14 protein-coding genes and 1 pseudogene are annotated in these 15,014 nt (G+C 32.1%); all 15 read left to right on the top strand.

The annotated features are described in order from the left end of the window. A partial coding sequence (gene rplM, locus B2671_RS12315) for a 50S ribosomal protein L13 (RefSeq protein WP_346870686.1) occupies positions 1–281 on the top strand: 281 nt, incomplete at its 5' end. Positions 282–307: 26 nt separating this feature from the next. After that, entirely contained in the window at positions 308–700 is a 393-nt protein-coding gene (gene rpsI / locus B2671_RS12310) for a 30S ribosomal protein S9 (RefSeq protein WP_035133359.1), read from the top strand. Positions 701–990: 290 nt separating this feature from the next. Next, positions 991–2,616, top strand: coding sequence for a Na/Pi cotransporter family protein (locus B2671_RS12305; RefSeq protein WP_346870685.1), 1,626 nt, complete (start codon positions 991–993; stop codon positions 2,614–2,616). A 198-nt stretch (positions 2,617–2,814) separates the two neighbouring features. Further along, the gene (gene cwlD / locus B2671_RS12300; protein ID WP_346870684.1) at positions 2,815–3,474 is read left to right on the top strand and encodes an N-acetylmuramoyl-L-alanine amidase CwlD; all 660 of its coding nucleotides are present in this window, start codon (positions 2,815–2,817) and stop codon (positions 3,472–3,474) included. A gap of 141 nt (positions 3,475–3,615) precedes the next feature. Further along, a complete protein-coding gene (locus B2671_RS12295) occupies positions 3,616–4,587 on the top strand; it encodes a winged helix-turn-helix domain-containing protein (protein WP_346870683.1) in 972 nt (323 codons plus the stop codon). 17 nt (positions 4,588–4,604) lie between these two features. Next, positions 4,605–5,018, top strand: coding sequence for a methylaspartate mutase subunit S (gene glmS, locus B2671_RS12290; RefSeq protein ID WP_150845891.1), 414 nt, complete (start codon positions 4,605–4,607; stop codon positions 5,016–5,018). Positions 5,019–5,098: 80 nt separating this feature from the next. Beyond that, positions 5,099–6,495 (top strand): annotated as a pseudogene (gene glmL, locus B2671_RS12285) (methylaspartate mutase accessory protein GlmL). Positions 6,496–6,516: 21 nt separating this feature from the next. Then, positions 6,517–7,971, top strand: a complete 1,455-nt coding sequence (locus tag B2671_RS12280; RefSeq protein WP_346870682.1) for a methylaspartate mutase subunit E — start codon at positions 6,517–6,519, stop codon at positions 7,969–7,971. Positions 7,972–8,042: 71 nt separating this feature from the next. After that, a complete protein-coding gene (locus tag B2671_RS12275) occupies positions 8,043–9,287 on the top strand; it encodes a methylaspartate ammonia-lyase (RefSeq protein WP_346870681.1) in 1,245 nt (414 codons plus the stop codon). A gap of 162 nt (positions 9,288–9,449) precedes the next feature. Then, positions 9,450–10,292, top strand: coding sequence for a fumarate hydratase (locus B2671_RS12270; protein WP_346870680.1), 843 nt, complete (start codon positions 9,450–9,452; stop codon positions 10,290–10,292). A gap of 16 nt (positions 10,293–10,308) precedes the next feature. Then, positions 10,309–10,866 carry a Fe-S-containing hydro-lyase gene (locus B2671_RS12265; RefSeq protein WP_346870679.1) on the top strand — a complete coding sequence of 186 codons (558 nt, stop codon included), beginning with the start codon at positions 10,309–10,311 and terminating at the stop codon, positions 10,864–10,866. A gap of 24 nt (positions 10,867–10,890) precedes the next feature. Then, complete coding sequence (citD, locus tag B2671_RS12260) at positions 10,891–11,154, top strand: citrate lyase acyl carrier protein (protein WP_346870678.1); 264 nt, start codon at positions 10,891–10,893, stop codon at positions 11,152–11,154. Positions 11,155–11,165: 11 nt separating this feature from the next. Next, the gene (locus B2671_RS12255; protein ID WP_346870677.1) at positions 11,166–12,035 is read left to right on the top strand and encodes an HpcH/HpaI aldolase/citrate lyase family protein; all 870 of its coding nucleotides are present in this window, start codon (positions 11,166–11,168) and stop codon (positions 12,033–12,035) included. Between the two features lie 24 nt (positions 12,036–12,059). Beyond that, positions 12,060–13,598: a citrate lyase subunit alpha gene (gene citF, locus B2671_RS12250; RefSeq protein WP_346870676.1), complete on the top strand. Its 1,539-nt coding sequence runs from the start codon at positions 12,060–12,062 to the stop codon at positions 13,596–13,598. Between the two features lie 129 nt (positions 13,599–13,727). After that, the coding region (locus tag B2671_RS12245) for a methyl-accepting chemotaxis protein (protein WP_346870675.1) at positions 13,728–15,014 on the top strand (1,287 nt) is incomplete at its 3' end.

The following is a 15,014-nucleotide window of genomic DNA, read 5'->3' as shown; positions in this document are numbered from 1 at the left end:
ATCACGTAATAGTTGTAAATGCAGAGAAAATTGTTTTAACAGGAAAGAAATTAGATCAAAAAATGTTAAGACATCACTCATTATACCCAGGCGGATTAAAAGAGATCCCTTACAGAGAAGCATTAGCTAAGAAACCAGAATTCGTATTTGAAGAAGCTGTAAGAAGAATGCTTCCAAAAGGAGTTCTTGGAAGACAAATGGCTAAGAAGCTAACAGTTTACAGAGGACCAGAGCACAAAAATCATGCTCAAAAACCAGAAGTATTAGAATTAAAATACTAATATAGTATTGTAAGGAGGAATAAATAATGGCAAAAGTTCAACATTTTGGAACAGGTAGAAGAAAGAAATCAGTTGCTAGAGTAAGACTTGTACCTGGTGAAGGTAAAGTTGTAATAAATAAAAGAGATATGGATAACTACTTTGGATTAGATACATTAAAATTCATAGTTAACCAACCATTAGTATTAACAGGAACTAAAGACAAATTTGACGTTTTAGTTAATGTACACGGTGGTGGATACACAGGTCAAGCTGGAGCTATCAGACACGGAATATCAAGAGCTTTATTAAAAGCTGATGAGAGCTTAAGACCAGAACTTAAGAAAGCTGGATTCTTAACAAGAGACCCAAGAATGAAAGAAAGAAAGAAATACGGTCTTAAAAAAGCAAGAAGAGCTTCTCAATTCTCAAAAAGATAGTATTTGTACATACAACTGTATGTTATATAAAAATAAGGAGTATATNNATATACTCCTTATTTTTATATTGTGTAATTTTTTTTAGGTAAACCCATTTTATATATAATCATTAGTGAAGTTTAAATTATAACATTACTTAATATACTTATAAAAAGCTATGTTAAATTCATGTTAAATATGTAAATAAGTATTAACATATTTTTGATTATAGTGTATTATTAGTATGGAATTTTAATGGACAAAGAAAAAGTACATATTGTTGAATGAGATTTATTGTAGGAGGTAAATTGATGTATAATATCATATTTTTGATTATTAACCTTTTAGGAGGATTAGGACTTTTTCTATATGGGATGAAGCTTATGGGGGATGGTCTTGAAAATGCAGCAGGAGATAAACTGAAGGGTATTTTTGACAGGATAACATCTAATCCAGTGAAAGGTGTGCTAACAGGTACCATTGTCACTGCTATTATTCAAAGTAGTAGTGCTACTACAGTAATGGTTGTTGGATTTGTTAATGCAGGACTTATGAATTTATATCAAGCAACATCTGTTATAATGGGAGCTAATATTGGTACTACAATAACAGCCCAATTAATAACATTTAAATTTGATGCTTTTGCACCTGTATTTTTAGCCATTGGTGCAGTTATGATACTTTTTTGCAACAAAAGAAAAGTAAAAGAAGTGGGTCAAATTATTCTTGGATTTGGTATATTATTTTTAGGATTAAAACTTATGTCAAGTGCAATGTCACCGCTTAAGGACTCAGTATTCTTTACAAATTTAATACTAAAATTAGAAGGACATACTATATTAGGGCTTTTAATAGGAATGATGATGACAGCTGTTCTTCAAAGTTCATCAGCTTCTACTGGTATACTGGTAGCATTAGCATCTACAGGAAGCTTACCATTAACAGTAGCAATACCAATATTATTAGGTAATAACATTGGTACATGTGTAACAGCATTAATATCTAGCATAGGAACTTCAATAACGGCAAAAAAAGCAGCGGTAATTCATTTGTTATTTAACCTTATAGGAGCTGTTATATTCTTAATTATACCAGTTTCATTCTTAGCAAATATAGTTTTAGCAATAAGTCCCAATTCAGGAGTAGAAGCTATACCAAGACAAATAGCAAATGCTCACACTATATTTAATGTGGTAAATACATTACTATTACTTCCTTTAATTAAATATCTTGTTGCATTTGTTAATAAGATAATTCCTGGTGAAGATGAAAAAGATGTACCAGGTGTAAAATATATAGACGAAAGATTGCTAGAGACTCCAGCAATAGCTTTTGGGCAAACAACTAATGAAATAGTGAGAATGGGTGAGAAGGCAAAGGAAAATTTAAAAGTAGCTATGAATTCTTTTTTACAAGGCGATGAAGAGCTAATAAAGGTAGCATATAATAATGAAAAGATAATTAATCTATTAGAACATGATATAACAAGATATTTAGTTAAGTTATCTAACTCAGATTTAGGTGATGAACAGAGAGCAGAACTAGCTGCATATTTCCATGTGGTAAATGATATTGAGCGTATAGGAGATCATGCAGAGAATATTGCAGATCTTGCTAGTGAGAGAATCACAAAAAGATTAAATTTTTCTCCAGATGCTATGAATGAAATAAAAGGTATGTTTGACTATACTATAAGTGCAGTAGAAATGAGTATAGAGTGTTTTAAAAGTTATAATAGAGAAAAAGCAGCAGGGATAAGGGGAATAGAAGAAAGAATAGACTCTCTAGAAAAAGAACTAAGAGCATCACACATAAAGAGATTAAACACTGGTGTATGTAATGCTGTAGTGGGAACAATTTTCTTGGACTTGATAAGTAATTTAGAAAGAATAGGTGATCACTCAATAAATATAGCTGAAATAATATATGAAAATTAGAATTAATAGTATTTTATAGCTTATGTAAAACCTTTTGGATAATATGTATCCAAAAGGTTTTTATTATATAGGTAAAAGAATAATAGTATGAATTTATGAATAAGTATAATTACAGAGTAATAAAAAAAGGTGGGGGAAACCATTAAGAACACTAAATTAATATCAATACTTATAGTAATTATTTTAGGATTCATATGCATGTCTGTAATTAATGTAAACAAGGTGGTTACAACTTATAAAAATGCTGAATCAGAACAAGAAAAAAATAAAGTAATACTAATTGATCCAGGACACGGAGGAATAGATGGAGGTGCTTCATCTAAAGATGGAACTACAGAAAAGGATATAAACCTAAATATTGGACTGCTCTTAGGTGCAAATTTAAAAAGTCAAGGATATAAGGTTGAATTTACAAGAACAGAGGATGTAGGACTTTATACTGAAGGAAAATCAGTAAAGGAGAAAAAATATGAGGACTTAAATAAAAGAGTAAGTTTGAAGGAAGAAACAAAGTGCGACATATTTGTTAGTATACATTTAAATACATTTCCAGAATCATATTGTAAGGGTGCTCAAGTATGGTACTCAAATTATGAAGGAAGCGAAAGATTAGCAAATATCATACAAGGTACATTAAAAGATAAATTGGACCAGTCCAATAAGAGGAAAGCAAAGGCTGCAGGCACTCAATATAAAGTACTGAGAGGAAATGATAATATGGCAGGAGTTATTGTAGAGTGCGGATTTCTAAGTAATCCTGAAGAATATCAAAAGTTAAAGGATAAAGAATATCAAAAGAAAATTGCAGATGCATTAGCCGAATCTATAAGCATTTACTTGAAAGAAGGAGCAAATTAAAGATAAGAGCCTACTTTTTCTATAAAAGGTGGGCTCTTTATAGAATATACAATAATGTGAAATTGCAAATGATTAGTCCATATGATATTATGATTAAGGATTGGATTAAGCCATTGGTCCAAAGGGTCAGGAGATGAGATTTTGAACATTACAATTGATAAAAAAAATGGGATACCTCTCTATATCCAAGTAAAAAAACAAATAATGCATCTTATAAAAGATGGAACTTTGAGAGTTGGAAGTAAAATGCCGACAGAAAGAGAATTGTCTCAAGAGTTAGTTGTTAGTAGAAATACCATTAGCGCTGCCTATAATGAACTAGAAGCTAAGGGAGTATTAAAATCTATTCGAGGAAAAGGAACTTTTGTAGCAGAAGAAGTAGTATCATGGCAAAGTTATGATAGCAGAAGGAAGATAAATAAGTTTGTGGATTTAGCTCTAGAAGAAGCTTTAGAATGTGGTATAGATCCAGATGATTTTTTAGATATAGTAACAAATAGGGTTAGTGAGAAAAAGGATGTTATGAATAAAGTTACTTCAGCATTTGTAGAATGTAATATTGAGCAAGCGAGAATGTTTAGTAAAGAAATAACATCAATAACAAGTATGAATACGATACCATTTACTTTAACGGACTTAGAAAAAATGAGTGACGACACAAAGGACAAGCTTTCGACTTGTGAAGTAATTATATCACCTTTCAATCATGTGAATGATGTAGATGGATTTTTAAAAGGCTTTAACAAGGAAATACTAGGAGTAGCAGTAAGCCCTAATCTAGAATCCATTGTAAGAATCGCTAGACATCCTTCAGGAACAAAATTTACTTTCATTTGTTTATCTGAAGAGTTTATATTTAAAATTAAGTCAGCACTTGATAATGCGGGTCTTTCAGATTTATCAGTTGAGTATTTTAGTATGGCTGAAGAAGCTAAATTAAAACACATAATTGATGAATCGGAGGTACTAATAGTAACTCCAGGTAGATATAAGGATGTTTGTAAGCTTAATCATGAAAATAAAGAGCTTATAGAATTTTCTTACAAATTAGACTCTACATCAGTGAAGGCACTTAAGTCAAAAATTGTAGAATTAAAGTATCAAAAAAATTAATTCAGGAGGAATTAAAAATGGAAAAGAAGACATTAGTTCTTGGTGTTATTGGAGCAGATTGTCATGCTGTAGGTAACAAAATCATGGATTATGCATTAACAGAAGCAGGGTTTGAGGTTATCAATATTGGTGTGCTATCACCACAAGAAGACTTTATAAATGCTGCAGTTGAAACAAATGCTGATGCAATAATTGTTTCTTCTCTTTATGGACATGGAGAGATTGACTGTAGGGGCTTAAGAGAAAAGTGTGATGAATCAGGATTAAAAGATATCCTTATCTATGTTGGTGGTAACATAGTTGTAGGTAAACAAGATTGGGATGATGTTTATTCAAGATTTAAAGCAATGGGCTTTAATAGAGTTTATCCACCAGGAACAAGTATAGACACTACTATACATGACTTAAAAGAAGATTTAGGAATAGAATAGACAGAAGCACATAAACTAACTAACTAACTAACTAAAGTAGATTTTACTTGGAGTTTTAATAGAGAGCTGGAGTGATTTAAATGAATGCATATTTACTTTTAGACTTTGGTAGTACTTATACCAAATTGACTGCAGTAGATATAGATAATGAAGAAATATTAGCTACAGCAAAGGACATAACAACTATCGAAGATGATATAATGATAGGATTTAATAAAGCTTATGATAAGCTTATGAATAAGCTAGAAGGTAAAGAAGTAAATTTTGTTGAAAAACTTGCTTGTTCATCTGCAGCTGGAGGCTTAAAGATGGTTGCAATTGGGCTTGTGCCAGATCTTACAGCAGAAGCTGCTAAGAGAGCTGCTTTAGGAGCATNNGAGCTCGAGTTATAAAAGTATATAGTTATGAATTAACTAAGGACGAAGTATTAGAGATAAAAAATTCTGATGTAGATATAATTCTTTTAGCCGGTGGTACTAATGGAGGAAATAAACAATGTATTCTACATAACGCAAATATGCTAGTAGATTTAGATGTCAATCTTCCTATAGTTGTTGCTGGAAATAAAAGTGCTAATGATGAGATAAAAGAAATATTTCAAAAAGCTGGGTTCTATTTCAGCATAACAGAAAATGTTATGCCTCAATTAAATGCTTTAAATGTGGAACCAGCAAGAGAAGAAATAAGAAAAGTATTTATGGATAGGATAACTGATGCAAAAGGACTATCCAACGCAGAAAATTATATAAATGGTATACTAATGCCTACACCAGCAGCTGTACTTAAAGCAGCTAGAGTGTTAGGAGAAGGTACTGATGAAGAAGAAGGTATTGGAGACTTAATCATTGTTGATATAGGAGGAGCTACTACTGATGTACACTCTATAGGATATGGAGAGCCAACAAAGGGTGGAGTAAATATGAAGGGGTTAGAGGAACCTTTTGCAAAAAGAACTGTAGAAGGTGACTTAGGTATGAGATATTCAGCTGTGTCTCTTTGGGAAGCTGCAGGTAGTAGAAAGCTTAGAGCATATTTAAATGATAAAGATAGAAAAGTACAAATTGAAGAAAGATGTAAATATAGGAATAGCAATATTAAAATGGTACCTGAAACAGATGAAGACATAAAATTTGATGAAGCTATGGCAAAGGCAGCTACGGAACTTTCTATGGAAAGACACTGCGGCACTGTTGAATGCATATATACTCCAATGGGAGCTGTATATAATCAATTAGGAAAAGATCTTATGGATGTAAAATATATGATTGGTACAGGTGGCGTTTTAGTTCATAGTAAACATCCAGGTGAAATATTGAAAGCAGGAACCTTTAATAAAGAAAATGCTACTTCTTTAAGACCTAGAAATCCAAAAACTTTAGTAGATAAAACTTATATATTATCATCAATGGGTCTGTTAGCTCAGGATTATCCTGACAAAGCAATAAGAATAATGAAAAAATATTTAGTGGAAGTGTAAATTACTAGGAGGTAAATTAAAGTGGAACTAAAAAACAAAAAGTGGACCGAGGAAGAGTTTTTTAAGACAAGAGAAGAGGTTTTAGCACAATGGCCAACAGGTAAAGAAGTAGATTTACAGGAGGCTATAGACTACAACAAAAAAATTCCAGCACACAAGAACTTTGCTAAAAAACTAATGGAAGCAAAGGAAGCGGGCATAACATTAGCTCAACCTAGGGCCGGTGTAGCTTTATTAGATAGCCACATAGAATTACTAAACTACTTAGACAAAGAAGGTGGAGCAGATCTTCTACCATCAACAATAGATAGTTACACAAGACAAAATAGATATGAAGAATGTGAAGTTGGGATACAAGAAAGTATAAAAGCTAGAAGATCACTTTTAAATGGATTTCCAGGGGTTAACCACGGGGTTAAAGGATGTAGACAAGTATTTGAATCTGTTAACTTACCATTAGAATCAAGACACGGTACTCCAGATGGTAGATTACTTGCAGAAATTACTCATGCATCAGGTTGGACATCAAATGAAGGTGGTGGTATATCATATAATATACCATATGCTAAAAGTGTTACTCTAGAAAAAACTATTCTTGATTGGCAATATTGTGATAGATTAGTAGGTTTCTATGAAGAGCAAGGTATATCTATTAATAGAGAACCATTTGGTCCATTAACAGGAACTTTAGTACCACCAAGTACATCTAATGCAGTTGCAATAGTAGAAGCACTACTTGCAGCAGAACAAGGTGTTAAGAATATTACAGTTGGATATGGTCAGTGTGGTAACTTAATACAAGACGTAGCAGCAATTAGAGCTCTTGAAGAGCAATGTAGCGATTACTTAAGAGCTTATGGTTATGGTGATGTTTACCTAACAACAGTATTCCATCAATGGATGGGAGGCTTCCCAGCTGATGAAGCTAAGGCTTTTGGTGTTATATCTACTGGAGCAGCAGCTGCAGCATTAGCAGGAGCTACAAAAGTTATAGTTAAAACTCCACATGAAGCTATAGGTATACCAACAAAAGAAGCAAATGCTCAAGGTATAAGAGCAACTAAAATGACTTTAAACTTATTAAAAGGTCAACAAATGCACTTATCTGATGAACTTAGAACTGAAATTGCTATAATTAAAGCTGAAACAAGATGCATGGTAGATAAGTTATATGAAGTAGGAAACGGTGACTTAGCGAAAGGTGCTGTTAAAGGCTTTGACATAGGAGTTATAGATATTCCATTTGCACCAAGTAAATATAACGCTGGTAAAATGATGCCTGCAAGAGATAATAATGGAGCAGTAAGATATCTTAAATTTGGAAATGTTCCATTTACAGCAGAGCTTAAAGCTTTCAATATGAAAAAGCTAGACGAAAGAGGAAAATACGAAAATCGTCCAGTTGGATTCCAAATGACAATAGATGATATATTTGCTGTAGGAAAAGGAAAGCTTGTTGGAAGACCAGAAAAATAACATTTATAATTTATAAGCTAACAATAAACTAATATAAAATTCTTAAATTATAGAAAGCAAGGTGTATTTAAATGAAAATTGTTGATGTAGTATGTTCTGCAGGAAGAACTGGATTTTATTTTGATGACCAAAGAGCAATAAAAGCTGGAGCTGGTCATGATGGATTTACTTATATTGGAGAGCCAGTAACTGAAGGATTTACATCTATAAGACAAGCAGGGGAATCTATATCTGTAATGTTAATACTTGAAGATGGTCAAGTAGCACACGGTGATTGTGCAGCTGTTCAATATTCAGGAGCAGGTGGACGTGATCCATTATTCTTAGCTAAAGATTTCATACCAGTTATAGAAAAGGAAATAGCACCAAAACTTATAGGTAGAGAATTAACTAACTTTAAATGTTTAGCTGAAGAATTTGATAAAATGTTGGTAAATGGAAAAAGACTTCATACAGCTATAAGATATGGAGTAACTCAAGCTATCCTTGATGGTGTAGCAAAAGCTAAAAAAGTTACTATGGCTGAAGTTGTAAGAGATGAATATAATACTGGAGTAGAAATTAATAGAATTCCTATATTTACTCAATCAGGAGATGACAGATACAACAACGCTGATAAGATGATTATAAAGGGAGCAGATGTTTTACCTCATGCTTTAATAAACAATGTAGAAGAGAAATTAGGCTCAAAGGGCGAAAAACTTCTTGAATATGTTAAATGGTTAAGTGATAGAGTTTTAAAATTAAGAACTAGTGAAGACTATAACCCAATATTCCATATAGATGTTTATGGAACTATAGGAGTTGCATTTGATTGTGATACAAAAGCAATGGCAGACTACATAGCAACATTGGAAGAGGCTGCTAAACCATTTAAATTAAGAATAGAAGGACCAATGGATGTAGAGCATAGAGAAAGACAAATGGAAGCATTAAAAGAGCTAACAGATGAACTTGATAATAGAAATATCAATGTAGAATTAGTTGCAGATGAATGGTGTAATACTTATGAAGACGTAGCATTCTTTGCAGATAACAACTCAGGACATATGCTTCAAATAAAAACTCCAGATCTTGGAGGTGTAAATAATACAATAGAAGCTATATTGTATTGTAAGAAGAAAAAGGTTGGAGCTTACTGTGGAGGAACATGTAACGAAACAAATAGATCAGCAGAGGTTTGCACTAACATTGCTATGGCTTGTGGAGCGGACCAATGCTTAGCTAAACCAGGTATGGGTGTTGACGAAGGTTACATGATAGTGAACAATGAAATGAATAGGGTTGTTGCCTTAGTAAATAGAAGAAATAAATAATACATTAGGTATAAAGTAAAAAGGCGGTTTAAGTAAAAACTGCCTTTTTACTTATAATAATTATAAAAATGAGAGATATTATTCATGGGATTTAAATTAAACTGTATTAGTGAATTAATATTGAAATAATATATTTAATCAATGAGTTTAGGAGGATTATATATGAGAGAAATTAAAGTTTCACAGGTAACAGAAGCTATAAGAAAATTATGTATAGATGCAAATTACTATCTAGGTAGTGATATTAAAAACAGACTTATAAAATCTCATGAGGAAGAAGATTGGGATATTGCAAAGGGAATATTAAACAAAATATTAATCAATGCTGATATAGCTAAAAATGAAGATATGCCTATGTGTCAAGATACTGGTATGGCATGTGTATTTATAGAAATAGGTCAAGAGGTTCAGGTAGTTGGAGGAGCCCTAGAAGATGCAATAAATGAAGGTGTTAGACAAGGATATAAGGATGGATACCTAAGAAAATCTGTAGTTAAGGATCCCCTAGATAGAGTAAATACAAAGGATAATACTCCAGCTATGATCTACTATAATATAGTTCCAGGAGATAAGCTAAAAATCACTGTAGCACCTAAAGGCTTTGGTTCTGAAAATATGAGTCAAATAAAAATGTTAAAACCTTCTGATGGGCTTCAGGGTGTTAAAGATTTTATAATAAAAGTAGTTAAGGAAGCAGGTCCGAATCCATGTCCACCAATAATTGTTGGAGTAGGAATTGGAGGAACCTTTGATAAGGCTGCAACAATTGCTAAAAAAGCGCTTATTAGATCCATAGATATAAGAAATGAAAATCCATTCTACGCAGAGTTAGAAGAGGAACTAGTAACTATGATAAATGAACTAGGTATAGGGCCTCAAGGATTTGGTGGGAAAACAACAGCATTAGCTGTAAATATAGAAACATATCCAACTCATATTGCAGGTCTTCCAGTAGCTGTAAATATTAATTGTCATGCTACAAGACATGCAGAAATAGAGCTATAATTAGGGGGTAAGGTTTATGGAAAAGAGAATAACTACACCACTAACAGAAGAAAAGGTAAAAGATTTAAAAGCTGGAGACAGTGTTTTATTAAGTGGAGTTATATACACAGGTAGGGATGCTGCTCATAAGAGGCTTGCAGAACTTTTAGAAAAAGGAGAAGAACTTCCTATAGATGTAAAGGATGCTGTTATATATTATGTAGGGCCAACTCCAGCAAAGGAAGGAATGGCCATAGGTTCAGCAGGACCAACTACTAGTTATAGAATGGATGCATATACACCAGCACTTTTAGAACATGGTTTAAGAGGAATGATTGGTAAAGGATTAAGAAATGCTGAAGTAATAGAATCTATGAAAAAGAATAAAGCTGTATACTTTGGAGCTATAGGTGGAGCTGCAGCCCTTATTGGTAAATGCGTAAAGAAAGCAGAAATAGTGACTTATGAAGATTTAGGAGCTGAAGCTATAAGAAGACTTGAGGTAGAGGATTTACCTATAGTTGTAGTAATAGATTCAGAAGGAAATAATTTATATGAAGTAGGTAGAGAAGCTTACTTAAGTAGTAAAAAATAAGTTTTATAGGTAGAGGTGATTTAGATGGAAATTAATAAAATTTCAAAGGCTGGAACCCTAGAATCCAATGATATATACGTTATAATCATGCCTAACGAAGAGGGTGGAATAGCTATAGAACTTGAAAGTTTGGTTATGAAACAATTTGGAGCAGAAATAGAAAGAGCTATTAGAGAAGCTTTAGATACTTTACAAGTAAAAAATGCCATTGTCAAAGCTCAAGATAAAGGGGCTCTTGATTATACAATAAGAGCTAGAATTGAAACTGCAGTAAAAAGAGCGCAGTAGGGGGTATAAATATGAAATTAAGAAGAACTATGCTTTTTATGCCTGGAAATAATCCAGGAATGTTACAAGATGCTGCAATCTTAGGTTCAGATTCTATAATTCTTGATTTAGAGGATGCAGTAAGTCTTACAGAAAAAGATAGTGCTAGAATTCTTGTTAGAGAAGCAATTAAAAATGTTGATTATAATGGAGTAGAGGTGGTAGTTAGAATAAATCCACTTACTACAGATTTTTCAAGTGAAGATATAGAAGTTATTGGAAGAGTTAAGCCAGATGCACTAATGGTTCCAAAGGCAACGGAAGATGAACTTATAGAGATTAGCAGTAGACTTGAAAAAATAGAAAAAGAAGAAGGTTTTGAAGACAAATCTATAAAGTTAATACCAATAGTGGAAAGTGCTTATGGTGTTGAAAATGTATATAGTATTATAAAATCATCGGATAGAATAGTAGCGGTTCTTTTAGGTGGAGAAGATTTAACTTCTGATATGGGAATTAAGAGAACTAAAGAAGGTAGTGAGATATTTTATGCTAGAAACAGGGTAGCTGTGGCTTGCAAGGCTATGAGAGTAGGGGCTATTGATACTCCATTTACAGATACTAATGACTTTGAAGGATTAGAAAAGGATACTCTACTTGCAAAATCCCTTGGAATGACTGGCAAAGCATCAATTAATCCAAGACAAATTGATACAATACACCAAGTATATGCTCCAACTAAAGCGGAGATAATCCATGCTCAAAGGGTATTAGATGCTATGGAAGAAGCTGAAAGAGAAGGTAAGGGAGTATTTTCTCTAGATGGTAAAATGGTGGATGCACCAGTTATAAATAGAGCAAAAACCACTGTGGAATTAAGTAAAAAACTAGGCCTTATTTAATGAGGGGATTGAGGTGATAATAATATGAAGAATGTATTAGGAAGAGAAATTCCGGAGTATATAGATGGATACGGAAATGTAAAGATTTTTGAAGGTGCTTTTAAAAATATGAATCCTTTAAAAAAGGTGTCAGCAAAGATTAAACCTGTAGTTCCTGGAGATGCAAAGTTAGTAAATTCTTTAGAAGAAGTTTTAGATAAAGTGGAAATTAGGGATGGAATGTGTATATCTTTTCACCATCACTTAAGAAATGGGGATTATATTCTTAGCATGGTTGTAGAATCCATGGCTAAAAGAGGAATAAAGAATTTAACTGTGGCAGCAAGTTCTATATTTCCAACTCATAAGCCGCTAGTTGCTTATATTGAAGATGGTACTGTATCTAAAATATATGCAAATTATATATCAGGACCTGTAGCAGATGCTATATCACAGGGAAAATTAAAATATCCAGCTATAATGCATACCCATGGTGGAAGATCAAGAGCTATTGAAAGTGGAGATTTACATATCGATATAGCCTTTTTAGCAGCACCTTCTAGTGATATGTATGGTAATATAAATGGACTTACTGGCAAATCTGCTTGTGGTGCTTTAGGATATGCAGTTTCTGATGCAGAATATGCAGACACTGTAATAGCTATTACAGACAACTTAGTGCCATATCCAAACTTCCCAATGGAAATAAACCAAGTTTATGTAGATTATGTAGTTAAGGTAGATTCTATAGGAAATCCGGCAGGAATAGTATCAGGAACTACACAAATTACCAAGGATCCTATAGGCCTTAAAATTGCAAAGAATGCTTTAGATACTATGATAGCTTCAGGACTAGTTAAAGAAGGTATGTCATTTCAAACAGGAGCTGGAGGAATATCTTTAGCTGTAGCTGCAGAGCTTAGAGAATATATGAAGAAGAATGAAATCAAAGGTAGCTTTGCATCTGGTGGGATAACTGGTTATATTGTAGATATGTTTGAAGAAGGATTATTCCAAAGTTTACTAGATGTACAATGCTTTGATTTAAAGGCAGTAGAGTCTTGTGCTAAAAATGAAAAACATATAACTATGTCAGCTTCTATGTATGGAAATGCTCATAACAAAGGAGCTGTAGTAAATAACTTAGATATAGTAATACTTGGAGCAACAGAAATAGATACAAACTTTAATGTAAATGTTACTACTGCTTCAGATGGAACTATAATGGGGGGGTCTGGTGGTCATGCAGACACTGCAGCAGGCTCTAAACTTACTATAATAGTAACAAAACTAACTAAGGCAAGGTTACCAATAATAAAGGATAAGTTGACTACTATAACTACTCCAGGTGAAACTATTGATGTAATAGTAACTGAAAGAGGAATAGCTGTTAACCCTAAGAGGTTTGATTTAATTGAAAAATTAAAAGAAGCAAACCTTAATGTGGTAACTATAGAGGAATTAAAGGAAATAGCTGAAAAAATAACAGGTACTCCTAAAGCAATAGAATTATCTAAGGATATAGTTGCAGTTGTAGAATATAGGGATGGAACTGTTATAGATGTAGTTAGAAAAACATTATAAATAAAATAACACCTGTCTAAGATATTTTATTCTTAGATAGGCGTTATTTTTTTGTGTTAAATCTTGGTTAGGAAGTTTAAATTTTCTTAATATATGTACAAACTTATTTGGCAATGAGTTAAATTTATATTGTTAAATAAAATAAGAAAGAGTGATGAAATAATGTGGCCTAAAGAAAAATTAAAATTCAATAGAATATTTAAGAAAAAGTTTAACATCAAGACCAGATTAATTTTAGCTTTATCAGTATTAAGTATTAGTACAATAATATTTGGAGTATATTCTATATTTCAAATGATGAAATTACATAATAGCATAGAAGGTATATCAAGTATATATGGTGGTAAAATTCAAAAGTCAGATGAACTTAGTTATCATGTTTTAAATTTTAGAACTAAAGAATATGGATATATAATGGAGACATTTTCAGAAGAAAAAAATAGAATAGAACAAGAAATGAAAGAATCAAAAGGAAATATACAATTAATTTTAGAGGATTATTTTAATTATTGTGATAGCAATAGTGAAAAAAAGGATATTGAAAATATACAAGAAAAATTTAAAGTTTACTTAGAGGTTAACAATGAAGTTATAGAAACAAATAAAACAAATAAAGAAATGAGAAATGTTTTAACTTTAATTAAGGGGAAATCTAAAAATAAATTTGATGAATTGATAAGCTCTATAGATGAGCTTAAACAAAAGAATTTAAATTATTTAGAAAGTATAAACAAAGAAGCTAATGAACGCTATAAGAGAGTAATAATTACATTTATAGGTGTAACTTTAGTAATAATTTTATTTACTATTGTAGTGTGTATATATTTAACAATTTCAATTATATATCCATTAAATAGATTAAAGGGGAAAATAAATGAATTAGTAAATAAAGGTGGTGATTTAACTCAAGATATAATTGTTGAGTCAGGAGATGAAATAGGAGAATTATCACAAGCCATCAATGTGTTTATGAACAATATAAGAAAGATAATAGTGGAAGTTAATAATTCCTCAGATAATGTTTTAAGCTCTTCTAGGGATACAGCTAGGTATATAAAAGAGCTTCATATGAATTCAGAAAGAACAACGAATACTGTAGATGAAATTTCCATGGCCATTGAGAAAGCGGCGGTAAAATCTAATGAGGTTAGTGGTTTATCTTTAGAAGTAGAGAGTTTTATAAATGATATAACCCATAAGGCTAAAGAAGGAGAGAAAACTGCAATAGATATTATGGGGAGGGCTAATGAATTAAAAGACAATGTGGAGGTATCTAACAAGAAGGCACTTCAAATATTAGAAGAAACAAAGAAAAATCTCATAGAAGCTTTGGAAAAATCTAAATCCGTCAGTGAGATAGAAAATTTATCAGGATCAATATTAGATATTGCAAACCAAACAAATTTACTAGCTTTA

The organism is Clostridium sp. UBA5119 (assembly GCF_002414285.1).
GTDB lineage: Bacteria > Bacillota > Clostridia > Clostridiales > Clostridiaceae > Clostridium_J > Clostridium_J sulfidigenes.
Note: the sequence above shows the minus strand (reverse complement) of the source record. Positions and strands in the feature narration are given on the sequence as shown.